Source organism: Variovorax sp. LjRoot130 (assembly GCF_964253755.1).
In the GTDB taxonomy this organism is placed as follows: Bacteria; Pseudomonadota; Gammaproteobacteria; order Burkholderiales; family Burkholderiaceae_C; genus Variovorax.
In genome coordinates this window covers 2,803,180-2,819,811 of record NZ_CAXURM020000001.1, presented here as the reverse complement: position 1 = coordinate 2,819,811, position 16,632 = coordinate 2,803,180, and the positions used below count along the sequence as shown (strand labels likewise).

The window sequence follows — 16,632 nt, the reverse complement described above, 5'->3', positions numbered from 1 at the left end:
ACAGCCATGACGGGCACCGCAACACCTGTGCGCCACGGATGGATCGCTGCCTTGATGCTGTGCACTTCGGCCTGGTCCTCGCCCTTCGCCTACATCACCAACCAGGGAAGCCATGACGTGTCCGTCATCGACCTCGCCTCGCAGCAGGTCGTGGCCACCGTCGCCGTCGGCCGGTCGCCGGCCGGCGTGGTGGCGTCCGACCGTGCGGGCCGCGCCTTCGTGTCCAACCCCGACAGCAAGACCATTTCGGTCATCGACATGCGGCAACAGAAGGTCGTGAACACGCTGGCTGCGGGAGACGGCCCGGTGGGCCTCGACATCTCGGGCGATGGCCGGCACCTGTACGTCGCCGACTGGTACGGTGCCCGGCTGCTGGTGTTCGACGCGCGCGGCAGCGGCGCCGCGCCGCCCCTGGCCTCGATTCCAGTGGGCCGGGCGCCCGCCGGCGTGGCCGCGCACACCGACAGCGCCACCGTGTTCGTGGCCGAGCGCGACGACGACAGCGTGGCCGTGATCGACACGGCCAAGCGGCGAGTCCTGGCGCGCGTGCGTGTCGGCAGCCACCCCTTCGCGCTGCTCTACGACGCGCCGCGCGCACGGCTCTACGCGCTCAACGTGCAGAGCGACGACATCTCCGTGATCGACATGCGCGACACGCGGCGGCCGGCCGTCATCGCGACCGTGAAGGTCGGCAAGTCCCCGTACGGCGCGGCACTGGCGCAAGGCGGTGCGCTGCTGTTCGTGACCAACCAGCGCGACGACACCGTCAGCGTGGTCGACGCCGATTCGCTGCGGGTGCGGCGCACCCTCCCCGGCTTCGCCTATCCCGAGGGCATCGCCGCGCACGCGGACCGCGTCTATGTCGTGAACTGGATGGACGACAACGTGCAGGTGCTGGATGCCGGCAGCGGACGCAAGCTCAAGACCATCGCCACAGGGCAGAACAGCCGCGCGTTCGGCGCCTTCATCGGCGCGCCGATCGATCCCTGAGGATTATCAGAGCGACCCTTTTCTCAACCCATCGCAGAACATCCATGCTGACACACGCTCCCGGCCGACGGGCTCTCTCGATCCTCGCCGCGTCCCTGCTTCTTGCCGCATCGGCCTCCAGCCTGGCCCACGGCCCGACGCGCCAGAAGGTGACCGAAAAAGTCACCGTCGAGGCGCCGGCCGACGCCGTCTGGGCCAAGATCAAGAACTTCAACGCGCTGAAGGACTGGCATCCGGCCGTGGCGGAAAGCACCGCCGACAAGGGCAACACCGAAGGCTCGGTGAGAACCCTCAAGCTCAAGGATGGCGGCACGCTCGTCGAGGCGCTCGAAAGCTACGACGACGCGCAGAAGAAGTACAGCTACCGCGCCAAGGACGGCGGTGCGCTGCCGGTGACGAACTACACCTCCACGCTCTCCGTCGTCGCCGACGGCGGCAAGTCCGTCGTGGAGTGGCGCGGCGCCTTCTATCGCGGCTTTCCGAACAACAACCCGCCGCCGGAACTCAACGACGAGGCTGCGCTGAAGGCCGTCACCGGCGTCTACCGCAGCGGACTCGGCAACCTGAAGAAGCTGATGGAATCCAAATAGCGGGCCCGCTCGGAACCAGCACCATGGGCTTTCAAGAACAACTCGAAGACTGGCGCCATCTCGCGCTGCGCGTCGAGGACGAGGTCGCGAAGGCGGTGATCGGGCAGACGCAGACGATCCGCCTCATCAACGTCGCGCTGTTCGCGCGCGGCCACGTGCTGCTCGAAGGCGATGTCGGCGTCGGCAAGACCACGGTGCTGCGCGCCTTCTCGCGCGCCATCGGCGGCGATTTCGAGCGCGTCGAGGGCACGGTCGACCTGATGCCGGGCGACCTGGTCTATCACACCTACGTCGATGCCCAAGGACGCCCGCGCATCGATCCGGGACCTCTGCTGCGCCACGGCGAACGGCTGGTCACCTTCTTCTTCAACGAGATCAACCGGGCCCGGCCGCAGGTCCAGTCGCTGCTGCTGCGTGCGATGGCCGAGCGCACCGTCTCCGCCTTCGACCGCGAGTACAGCTTTCCGCACATGACGGTCTTCGCCGATCGCAACAAGGTCGAGCGCGAAGAGACTTTCGAGCTGGCGTCGGCGGCGCGCGACCGCTTCATGTTCGAGCTGAACATGCCCAAGCCCGCCGACCGCGGCATTCGCCAGTCGCTGGTGTTCGACACCGCATTCCACGACACCGAAGGCCTGATCGACAAGGTGGCGCCGGCCATCCTGCCCTGGGACCGGCTCAACGCCATCGGCGCGCAGGTGCAGCGCACGGTGCGCGCCAGCAAGACCATCGAGCGCTATGTGCTCGACCTGTGGGAGGCCAGCGAGACGCCGCAAAAGTTCGGCATCCGGCTCGACGGCGTGGACATGGATCGCCTGATCCTCGCCGGCGCCAGCCCGCGCGGCATGAGTGCGCTGCTGCGCGCGGCGCGCACCGTGGCCTGGCTCGAGGGGCGCGCGCACCTGGAGCCCGCCGATCTGACGGCTGTGCTGCCTTCTGTGCTCGGGCACCGGATCTTCTTCACGCCGGTCTACGAGCTGCGCCGGGCCGAGCTGTCGGAGGCGCTGGTGATGCAGATCATGGACAAGATCGCCGCGCCTTGAAACATCGAGGCAGCGATGGACCGCGTCGACGAATTCCACTATCGGCTGCCGCTTCGCTTCGGCGGTTGGCGCCCGGGTGCGCAGCGCGGCCTGAGCCAGGGCAGCGGACAGGAGTTCGCCGCGCACCGGCGGCTCTTCGACCATCCCGATCCGCGGCGCATCGACCTGCGCGCCAGCGTTCGCGACGGCCGCGGCGACTGGCTGGTGCGCATCCACCGGCTGCGCGTGGCGATCCCCGTGCATCTGGTGGTGGATGTCTCGGCCTCGATGCATTTCGGTGCCGACAGGCGCAAGCTCGACGTGGTGGCCGATCTCGCCGAGGCATTGGGCTACAGCGCATTCCGCACCGGCGACTCGGTGGGCCTGCTGGCTTTCGACCAGCGCGAGCGCGACGATCTGTTCGTGCCCGCGCGCCACAGCCGCGGCAACGGCAGCCTGATGGCGCGCATGCTGCGCGACTGCCGTGCGGCACCGGGCATGGTGCCGCACGGCAGCGCGCTCGACGGCCTGCGGCGCACGACCGAACGCCTGGTCGGCCGCGGCGGCCTGGTGTTTCTTGCCTCCGATTTCCATTGGCCGGTCACTGCCCTCGGTGAGCTGCTCGATCAGCTGGCGCCGGCCTGCGTCGTCCCGGTGGTGGCCTGGGACCCGGCCGAGACCGAGCCACCGCACGAGCGCGCGCTGGTTGCCCTCAGCGATGCCGAAACGGGCGTGCGGCGCAGCCTGTGGATGCGCGAGTCACTGCGCACGCGATGGCGCGAGGCTGTCGCAACACGGCGCGCCGAACTCAGGACCTTGTTCGACGCGCACGGCATGCCGCCCTTCCATCTGCACGGCAGCTTCGACGCCGAGGCCCTCACACGCTACTTCATGGAGACGGCGGCATGAAGGCCATCCGGGCGGCGGTGATGGCGGTGGCGCTAGGCGTCAGTACCGGTGTTGCGCTGAGTGCCGACCCGGTCGCCGCCACGGTCGAACAGCCGCGCAGCTTCGGCCATGTGCTGGGCGACGTCCTGACGCAGCGCGTGCTGCTCGAGCATGCGGGCCGCCCCCTCCAGGCCGGCGCCCTGCCGGCCGCAGCACGGATCGACCTCTGGCTGGAGCGCAGACCTCCGCGGATCGAAACCGATGCGCAAGGACGGCGCTGGCTGGCCATCGACTACCAACTCGTCAACGCGCCGCGCGCGCTGAGCGCCATTGCGCTGCCGGCAATGAGCATCGCCACTGCCTCGGGCCCGACGCTCGCGCTGCCCGCGTGGGCAGTCAGCATCGCGCCGCTGACGCCGCCGGACGTGTTCGGCCAGGGCGATCTGCAGCCGCTGCGCCCTGACCGCCCGGTCGCTGCGCTTCCGACCGATGCCATCGAGCGGCAGATGAGGCTTTCGCTCGCCACCTTGCTGGGCGTGCTGCTGGCTTGGTTCGCCTGGTGGGCCTGGCGCAACGCGCGGGAAGCGCGGCACCTTCCTTTCGCGCAGGCCTGGCGCGAACTCAAGCGCATCGGCGACCCGGGGAGCGCGCAAGCCTGGCGCGTCGTGCATCGCGCACTGAACACCAGTGCCGGGCACGTGGTCCACGGCGCCAGCCTGCCGCGGCTGCTGGCCGAGGCGCCCTATCTGCGCCCGCTCCAGGCGCGGCTCGAGGACTTCTACCGCGAATCCACGAGGCGCTTCTTCGCCGGCGACGCTGCCGCAGCAGAGAGCGATTCCCCCTACCCGCTCAGACCGCTGTGCCGGGCCCTGCGCGATGCGGAGAAGCGCCACCGGCGCTAGGCGAACCATGCGCTTCGACTTCGCCCAGCTCTGGATGCTCGTTCTGCTGCCGCTCGCGCTGCTGCCGCTGCTGCGCCGGCGCAGCGATACGCTGGACTTCCCGTACCTGGCCTGGCTGCCGGCCGACCGCATCGGCCGCGTCGCGGGTTTCCTCTGGCGCGGCTTCGCGGTCGCAGCCATCGCGCTGACCGTGCTCGGACTCGCCGGTCCCGGGCAGTCGGGCGCCCAGGTGCAGCGCACCGGCCGAGGCGCCGAGGTGCTGATCCTGATGGACCGCAGCAGCAGCATGGATGCGACGGTTCACACCAACGGCCTGCAAACGGCGGGCCGCATGTCGCAGGAGCCCAAAGCCAAGGTCGTGCGTGACCTGCTGAGCGACTTCGTCGCGAAGCGGCCCGACAACCGCTTCGCCTTCATGACCTTCAGCACGGTGCCGATCGCCGTCGTGCCCTTCACGCAGAAGACGGACACGGTACAGGCCGCGCTCGCCGCCAGCGCCATCGGGCGCGGCCTGCCCGAAACCCGCATGGGTGTCGCGCTCCTGGCCGCCATCGAGGAATTCGAAAACCGCAGCTACTCGGGAAGCCGCGTGATCCTGATCGTCTCCGACGGCGGCGCCCAGCTCGACGAGGCCACGCGCCAACGCATCCAGGCAGGCCTCGCGCGCGAGAAGATCGGCCTGTACTGGATCTACGTGCGCAGCGGCCCGAACTCTCCCAACCTCAACACCGGGACGGCATCGGCCTACGGCCTCGGCGAAGAACTGGCGCTGCACCAATTCTTCAAGACGCTGAGCACGCCCTACCGGCTGTACCAGGTGGACGACTCCAACGCCATGGCCGCGGCGATGGCCGAGATCGACCGGCAGCAGAACTTCCCGCTGACCATCCACGAGCGGGTACCGCGGCGCGACCACGGTGGCGCCTTCTACCTTGCAGCGATGCTGTGCTGCGCCGGCCTGCTCGCCTGCCGCGCGCTGCAGCTTCAAAGCTGGCGGGCAAGCCCATGAAGCGACGCACCGTTCACCTGGTCTTCGGCGTTCTGAGCCTGTGCTGCGCGGGCGCGGCGCTGGAGCGGGGCTTGCGTTTGCGACAGACGACGGGCCTCAATGCCGAGATCGCCCGCATCGCCGATGCGCCTGCCGGCAAGGATGCGACGGGGATTCCTCTCCGGTCTGCGCGCGAGCTGCAGCTGGCGCAGGCGCTGGCCCTCTCGAAGGCCGGCAATCACGACGCCGCGCTCAAAGGCTATGCGGGCCTGCTCCAGAATGGCGAACGCGACCTCATCGCGCAGCAGGCGCTCTTCAATCTCGGCAACATGTACCTGCGGCAAGGCCTGGCGCAGCAGACTGGCGCCGAGCCGCTGTTCGAACTGGGCAAGCAGCGATTGCGCGACCTGCTGCGCGCGGCGCCGCAGGACTGGGATGCGCGCTACAACCTGGAGCGCGCGCTGCGCCTGGCGCCGGAAGAGCAGGAAGCCTTTTCCGCCGAGCAGCAACAGTCGGTCGAGCAGCGCCGGGTCCGGGTCCCCGGATTCGTCGCCGGGGACTTGCCGTGAACGCCGCCTGGCGGCGCGTCGGCAGCAGCGGCAGCTGGCCGCTGTTGGCGGCCTTGCTGTTGCTCGCACTGGCGGTCTGGCCGCCGCGTGTGCAGCTGCAGCGCCCGGTGTTCGAGTGGCAGGTCAGCTTCGACATCACGCAGAGCATGAACGTCGAGGACGTCGAACTCAACCATGCTGCGGTCAGCCGGCTGACGCTGGCGCGCGCAGCCATGCGCGATGTGCTGGGTGCGTTGCCGTGCGGTTCCAAGGTGGGCTGGAGCGTCTTCGCGGACTACCGCTCGCTGGTGATCCTCGCGCCGATCGAGGTCTGCAGCCACTACGAAGAGCTGCTGGCCTCGCTCGAACGCATCGATGCCCGCATGCGCTGGGCCAACGCCAGCAACGTCGGCAAGGGCGTGACCTGGGCCGTGCGCGGCGCCAGGACCATCGGCCCGCACACCAGCTTCGTCTTCATCAGCGACGGGCAGGAGTCGCCGCCGCTGCGGGCCAACGAAACACCGCCGATGGTCGACGTCACGCCCGGCGAGGTGCAGGGCTGGCTCGTCGGCGTCGGCGGCGACGTGCCGGTGCCGATTCCGAAGACCGGCAGCAGCGGCGAGCCCGCCGGCTACTGGAAGCCGGAGGACGTGGTGCAGGGCTCCGCCATCGGCGGCACGCAGAACCACGAGCATCTTTCCGAGCTGCGCCAGGACCATCTGCAAGCGCTGGCCAAGCTCGTCGGCGTGAACTACCGGCGCCTGCGCACACCGGACGCGCTGAGGACGGCCATGCTGGACCGCCGCTTCGCACAGAGCCAGGCGGCAGACATTGACCTGCGCTGGATCCCGGCCGTGCTCGCCTTGCTGCTGCTGGCCTGGCGATTCGCGCCGGATTTCAGCCTGCTGCGTGGCTGGCAGCCACTGCGGTTACGCGTCCGCCAAGATCATTCAGATGGGCCGTGTTCTTCTGCAGGCCCCGAAAGCGCACCCTCTGCAAGCCGAACTGGCGCTTGACCACCCGGAACGGGTGCTCCACCTTCGCCCGAATGCTGGCCTTGCGGTGCTCTAGCCTCTGGGCTCGAATCTTCGCTCTGCCCTCGGGCAACTTGGCGATGTCGCTGGGCCGCGCCGCGATGTGCCATTGCAGGTCGTCGCGTTTGACGCGGCCTTGCGCTCCGCGATAGCCGGAGTCGGCCCATACAGCTTCTTCCTTACCGTGCAGCAGATCGGCTACCTGCTCAACGTCTGCCTCATTGGCTGGCGGGCGAACTGGCCTCTGCTTCGGCGAAAGGGAAATCGCCGTCCGGGTTGAACGGGGTTTGGCAGAAGTCAAACAAATTAGCGTTGACTTATTAATTAGCATTCGCTAATATAAATCCCATGATGCAAACCGCCCCCCTCGACACCGTCATGCGCACGCTTGCCGACCCCACCCGGCGGGCCGTCTTCGAGCGGATCGCGCACGCGCACGAAATCAGCGTGGTGGAGTTGACCCAGGGCAGCGGCGTGACGCAGTCCGCCATTTCGCAGCACCTGGGCTCGCTCAAGCGGGCGGGCCTGGTGGTGGACCGCGCGCAGGGCCGCAACGTCTTCTATCGCGCCGACCCCAAAGGCCTGGCGCCGCTTGCCGACTGGATGGGCCACTACGGCGTGTTCTGGCGCAAGCGCTTTGCCGACCTCCGAACCCTCTTGAAAGAAATCGACCCATGAACGACGCCGCCTTGAAATCCGCCACGCAAGACATCGTGGTCGACGAAGTGTTTCCCCACGCGCCCGAGACCATCTGGAAGATCTTGACCACAGGCACGCTGATCGCACGCTGGCTGATGGAGCCGCGCGGCTTCGCGCCCGTGCAGGGCACGCGCTTCACGTACCAGACCAAGCCGGCCGGCGCTTGGGACGGCACCATCCACTGCGAAGTGTTGGAGGTCGTCCCGAACGAGCGCTTCGTCTACGCCTGGAAGGGCGGCCATGAGAGCAACAACGGCTACGGTTCGCGGCTGGACACGCTCGTCACCTTCACGCTGGCCAAGGTCCCGCAAGGCACGCGATTGAAGCTCGTGCATTCAGGCTTCGTGACGCCCACCAACGACACCGCGTTCCAGAACATGCGCGATGGCTGGCGCAAGGTCGTCCCCAACCTGAGCAACTTCGCCAACGGGCCGCACTGACGCGCGACCTCAAACACCACCTTAAGACAGGAGGAAGAACATGAGTGACGCCTATACCGGCGGATGCGCCTGCGGCGCGATCCGCTACGAGATCCCCGGCGACCCGCTGGTGATGATCCACTGCCAGTGCCGCGACTGCCAGCGCATGAGCGGCACCGGCCACGGCTCTTATCTGACCTTCGCCGGCGCCGGCGTGAAACTCACGGGCGATGCTACGCAATGGGACATGGTTGCCGACAGCGGCAACGTGAAGACCCGCGGCTTCTGCCCCCGATGCGGCTCACCGGTCTACCTGGGGTTCTCGGCCATGCCGCAGATCTTCACCGTGCACGCGGCAAGCCTGGACGACCCGAGCCGCTACAAGCCGCAGCTGGTGGCCTACCGCATGCGCGCCCTGGCGTGGGACCACCTCGACCCCGAACTGCTGGCATTCGACAAGATGCCGCCGGGATGAGCGAAGTCGGCGGGACTCGCCGGTATTCGGCGCTCGGGCATGTCGGTCCGATGCAGCTCGAGAACTATCAAGAAACTTAGGCCGGCGTCCACAGAACGGGCGGCAGCGCGCGCTAGCTCTGGTCGGTGAACTACACGTTTTGCCTGTCCGGGTGAGGTCGTCCCAGCTACCCTTCAAAGACGTTGACGTTGCAATCAACAGCGTCATAGCATCTGGCAGGCACTGCGCCCAGCCGTGCGAAGGAACTGCCGATGAACACCACTTCTTCGAGCTTCGTCGCCGCCGAAGGCGATGGCTACGAACAGCTGATGGGCCGTTGGAGCCGGCGCCTCGCGCTGCCTTTCCTGGACTTCGTCGGAACCGCGGACGGCGACCGCGTACTCGATGTCGGCTGCGGCACAGGCCATCTGGCCTTTGCGGTGGCCCGCCGCACCGGCGCTGGCGAAGTGCGGGGCGTGGACATCGCTGAGCCCTATGTCGAACATGCCAGGCGCCACAACCAAGATGCGCGCATCGTCTTCAATGTGGCCGACGCCTGTGCGCTGCCCTTCCCGGAGCAGAGCTTCGACCGCGTTCTCTCGCTCCTGGTCTTGCACTTCGTTCCGGAGGCAGGTAAGGCCATTGCCGAGATGCGGCGCGTCGCCAAGCCTGGAAGTATCGTCGGTGCGGCTGTATGGGACGCGCGTGGCGGCTGGGTCGCCAACCGCTTGTTCTTCGACACGGCCGCTGCACTCGACCTGGAAGCGAGGGCGCGCCGCGCCCGCAACTACACACGGCCGATGACGCGGCCCGGCGAACTGGCCCGGGCGTGGCGCGACGCCGGGTTCAAGAATGTGGTTGAGACGACACTCTCCATCCGAATGGAGTTCGCTTCGTTCGCGGACTACTGGGCGCCCTTCGAGGGCAAGGACGGTCCTGGCGCAGAATACGTCGCCACGCTTGGCCAGGTCGAGCGCGCGCGGCTGCGCGACGCTGTCGAGGCAGCCTATCTCGACGGCGAAGCAGATGGCCGACGCTCCTACGCAGCGCTCGCTTGGGCCGTCAAGGGCACGGCTCCTGCGTAGAGCGCGTCTCTTCGGTGGCAGACCCTGCCAATGGAGAAAAGCGGAGGCCTGCTATCAACTTGCAGGACCCATGCACGGAAGCGTACGCGAAAGAGGCATTGAGACAGTCCTTTCGTCACCTCTTCGCGTCGTCGTAGCAGTCAAGTTCGCATATTCAAACTGCGCTGCGCAGCCAGTTCAAACTGGCCTGGCAGATCTGCGCATAAGCCTGGGCCGGCAGCGACGCCCCTGCCCCCTCCAACGTTGGTCGCGGGTCGACAGCGGCGAAAGAAAGCGGCCCGCGACATGCCGCACGCCCTCACGCACCCGGCGTGACGGGTGCGGCGAGGCGGCGCGAATTGGCGGGATCGCGAAACACCAGCGGATGTTCGACCGGGCCGGCCGGGTCGCGCGCAGCCGCGCGCTGCACCGCCTCCACCACCCGGTGGTGGTCGGGGCTCTTCGCGCACACCGGATCGGCGGCGGCCGCGTCGTTGGCCAGCAGGTAGGCCTGGCAGCGGCAGCCGCCCAGGTCCTGTTCGCGCATATCGCAGCTCGCGCAGGGCTCCTTCATCCAGCCGGTGCCGCGGTAGCGGTTGAAGCCCTCCGAATCGAACCAGATCTCGCGCAGGCTGTGCGCCTTCACGTTCGGAAACTCGAGGCCCGGCAGCATCTTGGCGGTGTGGCATGGCAGCGCCGTGCCGTCCGGTGCCACGGTGAGGAACATGCTGCCCCAGCCGTTGACGCACTTCTTGGCGCGCCCCTCGTGGTAGTCGGGCGCGACGAAGAAGATGCGCATGCGCTCGTCCAGCCGGGCGCGCCAGGCATCGGTCACCTCTTCGGCGTGGCGCAGTTGTTCATGCGTGGGCAGCAGCTGGTCGCGGTTCAAGAAGGCCCACGAGTAGTACTGGGTGTTCGCGAGTTCGAGGTACTCGGCGCCCATCTCGTGCGCCATCTCGATGATGCGGTCGATGTGGTCGATGTTCATGCGGTGGATCACCACGTTCAGCACCATCGGCCAGCCCTGGTCCTTGATGATCTTCGCCACCCGGTTCTTCAACTCGAAGGTCTTGGTGTGCGAGAGGAAGTCGTTCATCTCGCGCGTGGAATCCTGGAACGACAGCTGCACGTGGTCGAGCCCCGCGGCCTTCAACGCGGCGGCGCGATCCGCGCTCAGGCCCACGCCGGAGGTCAGCAGATTGGTGTAGTAGCCCAGCCGCTTGGCCTCGGCGACGATGATCTCCAGGTCGTCGCGCAAGAGCGGCTCGCCGCCCGAGAGGCCGCACTGCACGGCGCCGAGCTCCCGGCCCTCGCGCAGCACCCGCAGCCAGTCCTCGGTGCCGAGCTCGCTGTCCTGCTGCGCGAAATCGACCGGGTTGAAGCAGAACACGCAATGCAGCGGGCAGCGGTAGGTCAGCTCGGCCAGCAGCCAGAGCGGCGGCCCGGGGCGTGGCAGCTGCGTCATGCGTCCCACCGCAGCCAGTTCTGCTGCGCCGCCATCTCGACGAAGCCCCGCACTTCGGGCTCGAGCCCGGTGGTGTCGAAGGCCTGCTCCAGGTCGGCCACGATCGCGGCGATGCTGCTTTCACCGTCGCAGCGCTTCATGATCTCGCCCGCGCTGCCGTTGAGCCGCACCATGCCCTCGGGATAGAGCAGCACGTGGCAGTCCTGCACCGGCTCCCATTGCAGGCGAAAGCCGGGACCGACGCGGGGCCTGCTCTCGGGGGTCAACACTTTCTTGTTCTCGCTCATGCGCTGTTCACGCCGTAGCGCGTCGCCATCGCATCGTTCATGGCCCACAGGATGTCGAGCTTGAACTGCAGCACCTCCAGCGCGCGCTCCTGCAGCGCCCGGGTGTCGAAGTGATCGAGCGTGATTGCCAGGCCCTGCTCGACGTCGCGCCGAGCCTGGCTCACGCGGTTGCGGAAGTAGTCCAGCCCGGCCGGCTCGATCCATGCATAGTGCGCCGGCCAGGTGGCCAGGCGCTGCTTGTGAATCTCGGGCGCGAAGAGTTCGGTGAGCGAGGAGCACACCGCCTCCTGCCACGGCGCACGGCGCGCGAAATTCACGTAAGCATCTACCGCAAAGCGCACGGCGGGCACCACGTGGCGCAGGTCGCGCACCTCCTCGCGTGCCAGTCCGACGGCCTCCGCGAGGCGCAGCCAGGCCTCGATGCCGCCCTCATCCTTCACGCCGCCGAGTTCGAAGCCATCATGGTCGAGGATGCGCTGCACCCAGCCGCGGCGCACTTCCTGGTCGGGGCAGTTCGAGAGCACCGCCGCATCCTTGATCGGGATCGCGATCTGGTAGTAGAAGCGGTTCGCCACCCAGCCGCGGACCTGCTCGGGCGTGGCCCGGCCGCTGTTGAGCATCACGTTGAACGGATGATGGATGTGGTAGCTGCGGCCGCGCTCGCGCAGCCGGACTTCGAATTCCTCGCGGCTCCATGCCGGCGCGCTTTTGTCGCTGTCGGTGGCCGGGCGAACCGGGTCTTGAATCCTGTCGGCATGCATGGTGTGTGTGGGGCTCCGCGCTCTCAGAGCTGGATCGTCATCCCGTCCTCGCAGGCCTCGATGCCCGCGCGCCGCAGCGCGGCATGCTCATCGGAGTCCTCGTCTAGGATGGGATTGGTGTTGTTGATGTGGATCAGCATGCGCCGCGTGCTCGCGGGCAGCCGCGCGAGCCATTCGATCATGCCGCCCTCGCCCGACTGCGGAAGATGGCCGATCTCGCGCGCCCGCTTGGCGCCGACGCCCAGGCGGATCATCTCGTCGTCGGTCCAGAAGGTGCCGTCCACCATGACGACGTCGGCATTCGCCATGGCGTCGAACACCGGCGGCGTGATGGCGCCCAGGCCCGGCGCGTAGAACACGCTCCTGCCGCTCTTGCGGTCGCGAATCGTGACGCCGATGTTGTCGCCGGCAACCGGATGCTCGCGGTGCGGCGAATACGGCGCCGCCTTGCCGCTCAGCGCCAGCGCGCGAAAGACCAGATCGGGCACGCCGGGCACCTCGAAGGCGCTGCCGTCGATCGCGATCGGGCTTCGCGCCACGCCGCAGTAGTGCGACAGCACGCGCAGCACCGGATTGCCCTGGCTCAGGTCTTCCGCCACCGGGTCGGTGCACCACAGCGGCAGCGGCGTGCCGCGCTCGCGCAGCATGAAAAGCCCCGTGGCATGGTCGACCTGCCCGTCGATCAGCACCACACCGGCGATGGCGCTGTCGCGCAGCTTGCGCGCCGGCTGCAGCACCGGGTTGCTGCGGATCTGCTCCAGGATATCGGGCGAGGCGTTGAACAGGACGCCGTCGTCGCCCTCGTCGGGCCGCACGAAGATCGAGGACTGCGTGCGCGGCTTGGCGCGCACCGTGCTTGCGCGCACGCCTGCGCAATTGGGGCAGTTGCAGTTCCATTGAGGAAAGCCACCGCCGGCGGCCGAGCCCAGAACAGTGATGCGCATCGAAGAAGAGAAAAAAGGGGGCGAAACAACCCGCCCCGGGAGTGCCGGGGCGGGTTGTCACGAGGCGCGCAACTCAGCGGGCGCTGACGTACATCGTGATCTCGAAGCCGAAGCGAAGATCAGTGGCCGTCGGGGTTTCCCATTTCATGTGTGTGTCTCCTGGAAGCGTTGCACGGCGCCGGTCGGCCGCCGCGGGGATCCGTGGTGTCCCTGGCGCATCTTGGACTGCGGGGCCGCCGCGCTCCAGCCATGAAATCATGAATCGCACTTCATGATTTTCATGAATAGCGGCGAAGGGGCCGGCGCTTACCATGGCCCCGTGCTCCCTTCTGGCCTGTACCCCGAATCGCCGCCCCTGCGCACCCATGCACTGGCGGTGCCGCACGGCCATGTGCTGCATGTGGAGGAAAGCGGCGATCCGGCGGGCATTTGCGCGCTCGTGCTGCACGGCGGGCCCGGTTCGGGCAGCTCGCCGCTCTTGCGCCGCTTCTTCGATCCGTCGCGCTTTCGCGTGATCAGCGTCGACCAGCGCGGCGCCGGGATGAGCCGTCCGCGCGGCGCGACCGCGCACAACCGCACGGCCGAGCTGCTGCAAGACCTGCGCATGGTGCGCGAGCAGCTCGAGGTGCCGCGCTGGCTGGTGGCCGGCGGCTCCTGGGGAGCCACGCTGGCGCTCGCCTATGCGGGCTTCGAGCCGCAGGCGGTGGCGGCCCTGCTGCTGCGCTCGGTGTTCCTCCCCACGACCGAGGAGATCGAGGCCTTCTTCCAGGACACGCCGGGCCGCGCGCCCGCCGCCTGGGCGCGGTTCGCGGCGGTGGCGCCGGCCGATCAGCGCCACGACATGCTGGGTTTTCTGGCCCGCGCCCTCCAGCAGGCGCCGACCGTCGACAACGCGGACCTACACCGGCGACTCGCCCTCGCGTGGTGGCGCTGGGAGCAAACGCTGGCCGGCGGCGCGGCCGCGCCATCCGACGGGATCGAACCCGAGCTAGAAATGCTGGACGCGCTGGTGGACCGCTACCGCGTGCAGAGCCACTACCTGATCCACCGCTGCTGGCTCGACGCGCCCCCGCTGCTCGATCGCCTCGGCGCGCTGCCGCAGGTGCCTACCTTGCTGCTGCATTCCCGCGACGACCGCGTCTGCCGGCCGGACGCCGCGCAGGCCGTGCATGAGCGCCTCGTGCACGGCCAGCTTCGATGGGTCGACGGTGCGGGCCACGATCCGGCGCATCCGGCGATGGCCTCTGCGATGGTCGCCGCACTCGACAGCTACGCGCTGCACGGCCGCTTCGGCGCTAGGGCCTGTTAACGACATGACGCTGCGCCTGAAGATCAACCTGATCGTGAGCCTGCTGACCCTGCTGTTCGTCGCCGCCATGCTCGCCCTGCAGCTGCGCGCCATGCGCGAATCGGTGCAGGAGGAAGTGGTGGCGGCCAATCGCGTGGCTGCGCAGCTGCTGAACCGGACGGCGTGGCTCTACGCGGCCCAAGGCACGCCGGCAATGCTGGCTTTCCTGCAGGGCGTCGGCCGCGTGCGCTCCAACGACATCACGCTGCTCGATGACGAGGAGCAAGTGCTGTACAGCTCGCCGACCTCGGTCTACAAGGCCGGCCGCGATGCGCCGCACTGGTTCGCCGGCCTCGTCTCGCCTGCGCCGACGCAAATGTCCATCGCCTTTCCCGGCGGCAAGCTTATCGTGCGTTCCAACGCCTCGCGCGCGGTGCTCGATGCCTGGGACAGTGCCGCGCTACTGATGCTCAGCGCGCTCGGCCTGCTGCTGATCGTCAATGCGCTCGTGTTCTGGCTCGTGGGACGCGCCACACGCCCGTTCGCGGACATCGTGGACGCGCTGAACCAGCTCGAGAGCGGGCGTTTCGATGTCGCGCTGCACGCCCTGCCCGGGACCGAGGCGGCGGCCATCGGCGCCGCCTTCAACCGCATGGTCGGCATGCTGCAGCAGCACATCGAGACCGAGCGGCGGGCAGTGCGGGCGGAGAGCCGCCTGTCCGAAAGCCGCGAACTCGGCCGGTGGGTCGACCAGAAGATCGAACAGGAACGACGGCTGATCGCGCGCGAACTGCACGATGAGCTCGGGCAGTCGGTCACTGCGATGCGCAGCATGGCCTTGTCGATCGCCAAGCGCATGCAGGCACTCGATCCACAGGCAGAGCAGGCGGCGCGGGTGATCGCCGACGAATCGGCGCGTCTCTACACCGCGATGCACGGCATGATTCCACGCCTGACCCCGCTGGTGCTCGACAAGTTCGGACTGGTGGCCGCGCTCGAGGATCTGGTCGAACGCACGCGAACGAGCCACAGCGAAGTACAGATCGAATGGCAGCTCGGGCTCGAACTCGACCGCGTGCCGATGGACACCGACGCGGCGCTCGTGCTGTACCGCGCCGCGCAGGAGGGCATCACCAACGCGCTGCGTCACGGACAGGCGCGCCGGATCGTGCTTGCCTTGCATCGCGACGAAGAAGCGGTGAAGCTCTCGCTCACCGACGACGGGCGCGGCCTGCCGGGCCCTGAAGCCACCCGGGAAACGGGCGCGGGCCACTATGGCCTGCGCTGGCTCGCCGAGCGCATCGAAAGCCTGGGTGGCGAATTGCACCTGGAACCCGCCGCGCCGAACGGTGCCCAACTGACGGTGCGCCTGCCCTTGCCGGCGGCCGTCGCGGAGAACCCATGACCCAAGCGACCCAAGCAATCCGAGTGATGCTCGTCGACGACCATGCGCTGGTGCGCATGGGCTTTCGCATGCTGCTGGCCGACGCGCAGATCGACGTCGTGACCGAAGCCGACACCGGCGAGCAGGCCTGCCAGGACTATCCGCAGGTGCGGCCCGACGTGGTGGTGATGGACCTGTCGATGCCCGGCATGGGCGGCCTTGAAGCCCTGCGGCGCCTGCTCGCCCACGATCCGAAGGCGCGCGTGCTCGCGCTGTCGGCGCACGAGGACACCGCTCACCCGCGCCGCGTGCTGCGCGCGGGTGCCCTCGGCTACCTGGCCAAACGCAGCGCGCCCGAGGCGCTGATCGCCGCGGTGAAAGCGGTGGCGCGCGGCGAACGCTACATCGACGCCCATACTGCGCAGGCGCTGGCGACAGCGCAGATCGAGGGCGACGCCAATCCGGCCGAATTGCTCAGCGAGCGCGAGTTCTCGGTCTTCATCCAGCTCGCGCGCGGCATGACCGTGGCGCAGATCGCCGCCACGCTGAACCTCTCGATCAGCACGGTCGGCTCGCACCTCTACCGCGTTAAGCAGAAGCTGGGCGCGAGCAACCAGGCGGAGCTGACCTGGGTCGCGCTGCGCTGGGGACTGATCCAGGTCTAGATAGCGCGCGGACGCCGCGCGTTCAAACCTCGGAAGGCGCTCGTGCTCTGCCCGAACCAGCATGTTCATTTCTGATTGCCCGACGACAATGTCACGCCATGACCGTTTTCATCGATAGGCGGAATACCAGCCTTGAGGCTCGAAGGTGAGCGTCGCGGATGCGGCTAGGGTAGGACGGCTTAGGCCAAAGCCGAAGTTCAGGTGGCCGCTTGACCAAGCTCGACAGGCCCTTCGGACATG

Annotated in this window: 21 protein-coding genes; 15 read left to right on the top strand and 6 right to left on the bottom strand. The window is 68.2% G+C overall.

The window, feature by feature from the left end; genetic code table 11:
• Nucleotides 1-6 precede the first annotated feature (6 nt).
• The 8 genes from ACSQ86_RS14130 to ACSQ86_RS14095 are packed head-to-tail and all read left to right on the top strand — an operon-like array spanning nucleotide 7 to nucleotide 6,944.
• On the top strand, nucleotides 7-990 hold the full coding sequence (locus ACSQ86_RS14130; RefSeq protein ID WP_436304061.1) for a cytochrome D1 domain-containing protein: 984 nt from the start codon (nucleotides 7-9) through the stop codon (nucleotides 988-990).
• A 44-nt stretch (nucleotides 991-1,034) separates the two neighbouring features.
• Nucleotides 1,035-1,580, top strand: coding sequence for an SRPBCC family protein (locus tag ACSQ86_RS14125; RefSeq protein WP_093110138.1), 546 nt, complete (start codon nucleotides 1,035-1,037; stop codon nucleotides 1,578-1,580).
• A 23-nt stretch (nucleotides 1,581-1,603) separates the two neighbouring features.
• Nucleotides 1,604-2,623, top strand: a complete 1,020-nt coding sequence (locus ACSQ86_RS14120; RefSeq protein ID WP_436308982.1) for an AAA family ATPase — start codon at nucleotides 1,604-1,606, stop codon at nucleotides 2,621-2,623.
• A gap of 15 nt (nucleotides 2,624-2,638) precedes the next feature.
• Nucleotides 2,639-3,511, top strand: a complete 873-nt coding sequence (locus ACSQ86_RS14115; protein WP_436304059.1) for a DUF58 domain-containing protein — start codon at nucleotides 2,639-2,641, stop codon at nucleotides 3,509-3,511.
• Nucleotides 3,508-4,392 (top strand): calcium incorporation protein MxaA, encoded by an 885-nt coding sequence (locus ACSQ86_RS14110; protein ID WP_436308981.1) that lies wholly within the window; start codon nucleotides 3,508-3,510, stop codon nucleotides 4,390-4,392. Before ACSQ86_RS14115 ends, ACSQ86_RS14110 begins: the two co-directional genes overlap by 4 nt.
• Nucleotides 4,393-4,399: 7 nt before the next feature.
• Nucleotides 4,400-5,401, top strand: coding sequence for a vWA domain-containing protein (locus tag ACSQ86_RS14105; RefSeq protein WP_436304057.1), 1,002 nt, complete (start codon nucleotides 4,400-4,402; stop codon nucleotides 5,399-5,401).
• Nucleotides 5,398-5,949 carry an MxaK protein gene (locus tag ACSQ86_RS14100; protein ID WP_436290370.1) on the top strand — a complete coding sequence of 184 codons (552 nt, stop codon included), beginning with the start codon at nucleotides 5,398-5,400 and terminating at the stop codon, nucleotides 5,947-5,949. The genes ACSQ86_RS14105 and ACSQ86_RS14100 overlap by 4 nt, the downstream gene beginning before the upstream one ends.
• Nucleotides 5,946-6,944: a vWA domain-containing protein gene (locus tag ACSQ86_RS14095; protein WP_436308980.1), complete on the top strand. Its 999-nt coding sequence runs from the start codon at nucleotides 5,946-5,948 to the stop codon at nucleotides 6,942-6,944. Before ACSQ86_RS14100 ends, ACSQ86_RS14095 begins: the two co-directional genes overlap by 4 nt.
• Here the strand turns inward: ACSQ86_RS14095 and ACSQ86_RS14090 are convergent.
• Complete coding sequence (locus tag ACSQ86_RS14090) at nucleotides 6,826-7,293, bottom strand: transposase (RefSeq protein WP_436308979.1); 468 nt, start codon at nucleotides 7,291-7,293, stop codon at nucleotides 6,826-6,828. The two genes, ACSQ86_RS14095 and ACSQ86_RS14090, sit on opposite strands and share 119 nt — an antisense overlap.
• 47 nt (nucleotides 7,294-7,340) lie before the next feature.
• On the opposite strand from ACSQ86_RS14090, the gene ACSQ86_RS14085 reads away from it, so the two are divergent.
• The 4 genes from ACSQ86_RS14085 to ACSQ86_RS14070 all read left to right on the top strand — a co-directional run bounded on the left by ACSQ86_RS14085 (nucleotide 7,341) and on the right by ACSQ86_RS14070 (nucleotide 9,619).
• On the top strand, nucleotides 7,341-7,640 hold the full coding sequence (locus tag ACSQ86_RS14085) for an ArsR/SmtB family transcription factor (protein WP_436308978.1): 300 nt from the start codon (nucleotides 7,341-7,343) through the stop codon (nucleotides 7,638-7,640).
• Nucleotides 7,637-8,101, top strand: a complete 465-nt coding sequence (locus ACSQ86_RS14080) for an SRPBCC family protein (RefSeq protein WP_436304054.1) — start codon at nucleotides 7,637-7,639, stop codon at nucleotides 8,099-8,101. The genes ACSQ86_RS14085 and ACSQ86_RS14080 overlap by 4 nt, the downstream gene beginning before the upstream one ends.
• A 40-nt stretch (nucleotides 8,102-8,141) precedes the next feature.
• Nucleotides 8,142-8,555 carry a GFA family protein gene (locus ACSQ86_RS14075; protein WP_436304053.1) on the top strand — a complete coding sequence of 138 codons (414 nt, stop codon included), beginning with the start codon at nucleotides 8,142-8,144 and terminating at the stop codon, nucleotides 8,553-8,555.
• 251 nt (nucleotides 8,556-8,806) lie between these two features.
• A complete protein-coding gene (locus tag ACSQ86_RS14070) occupies nucleotides 8,807-9,619 on the top strand; it encodes a class I SAM-dependent methyltransferase (RefSeq protein ID WP_436304052.1) in 813 nt (270 codons plus the stop codon).
• Between the two features lie 298 nt (nucleotides 9,620-9,917).
• Here ACSQ86_RS14070 and pqqE read toward each other — a convergent pair whose 3' ends face one another.
• From pqqE to pqqA, 5 genes are all read right to left on the bottom strand, one after another.
• Nucleotides 9,918-11,063, bottom strand: coding sequence for a pyrroloquinoline quinone biosynthesis protein PqqE (gene pqqE / locus ACSQ86_RS14065; protein WP_436308977.1), 1,146 nt, complete (start codon nucleotides 11,061-11,063; stop codon nucleotides 9,918-9,920).
• A complete protein-coding gene (gene pqqD / locus ACSQ86_RS14060) occupies nucleotides 11,060-11,350 on the bottom strand; it encodes a pyrroloquinoline quinone biosynthesis peptide chaperone PqqD (RefSeq protein ID WP_093110149.1) in 291 nt (96 codons plus the stop codon). Before pqqD ends, pqqE begins: the two co-directional genes overlap by 4 nt.
• Nucleotides 11,347-12,111: a pyrroloquinoline-quinone synthase PqqC gene (gene pqqC, locus ACSQ86_RS14055; protein ID WP_436304050.1), complete on the bottom strand. Its 765-nt coding sequence runs from the start codon at nucleotides 12,109-12,111 to the stop codon at nucleotides 11,347-11,349. The genes pqqD and pqqC overlap by 4 nt, the downstream gene beginning before the upstream one ends.
• Before the next feature lie 23 nt (nucleotides 12,112-12,134).
• The gene (pqqB, locus tag ACSQ86_RS14050) at nucleotides 12,135-13,055 is read right to left on the bottom strand and encodes a pyrroloquinoline quinone biosynthesis protein PqqB (protein WP_436304049.1); all 921 of its coding nucleotides are present in this window, start codon (nucleotides 13,053-13,055) and stop codon (nucleotides 12,135-12,137) included.
• Between the two features lie 73 nt (nucleotides 13,056-13,128).
• Entirely contained in the window at nucleotides 13,129-13,203 is a 75-nt protein-coding gene (pqqA, locus tag ACSQ86_RS14045; RefSeq protein WP_010100094.1) for a pyrroloquinoline quinone precursor peptide PqqA, read from the bottom strand.
• A gap of 123 nt (nucleotides 13,204-13,326) precedes the next feature.
• On the opposite strand from pqqA, the gene ACSQ86_RS14040 reads away from it, so the two are divergent.
• Genes ACSQ86_RS14040 through ACSQ86_RS14030 form a run of 3 tightly spaced genes read left to right on the top strand, consistent with a single transcriptional unit; the run spans nucleotide 13,327 to nucleotide 16,392 of the window.
• Entirely contained in the window at nucleotides 13,327-14,364 is a 1,038-nt protein-coding gene (locus ACSQ86_RS14040; RefSeq protein ID WP_436304048.1) for an alpha/beta fold hydrolase, read from the top strand.
• A gap of 4 nt (nucleotides 14,365-14,368) precedes the next feature.
• Nucleotides 14,369-15,748: an ATP-binding protein gene (locus ACSQ86_RS14035; protein ID WP_436308976.1), complete on the top strand. Its 1,380-nt coding sequence runs from the start codon at nucleotides 14,369-14,371 to the stop codon at nucleotides 15,746-15,748.
• Nucleotides 15,745-16,392 carry a response regulator gene (locus ACSQ86_RS14030; RefSeq protein WP_093110154.1) on the top strand — a complete coding sequence of 216 codons (648 nt, stop codon included), beginning with the start codon at nucleotides 15,745-15,747 and terminating at the stop codon, nucleotides 16,390-16,392. The genes ACSQ86_RS14035 and ACSQ86_RS14030 overlap by 4 nt, the downstream gene beginning before the upstream one ends.
• The last annotated feature ends 240 nt before the right edge of the window (nucleotides 16,393-16,632 follow it).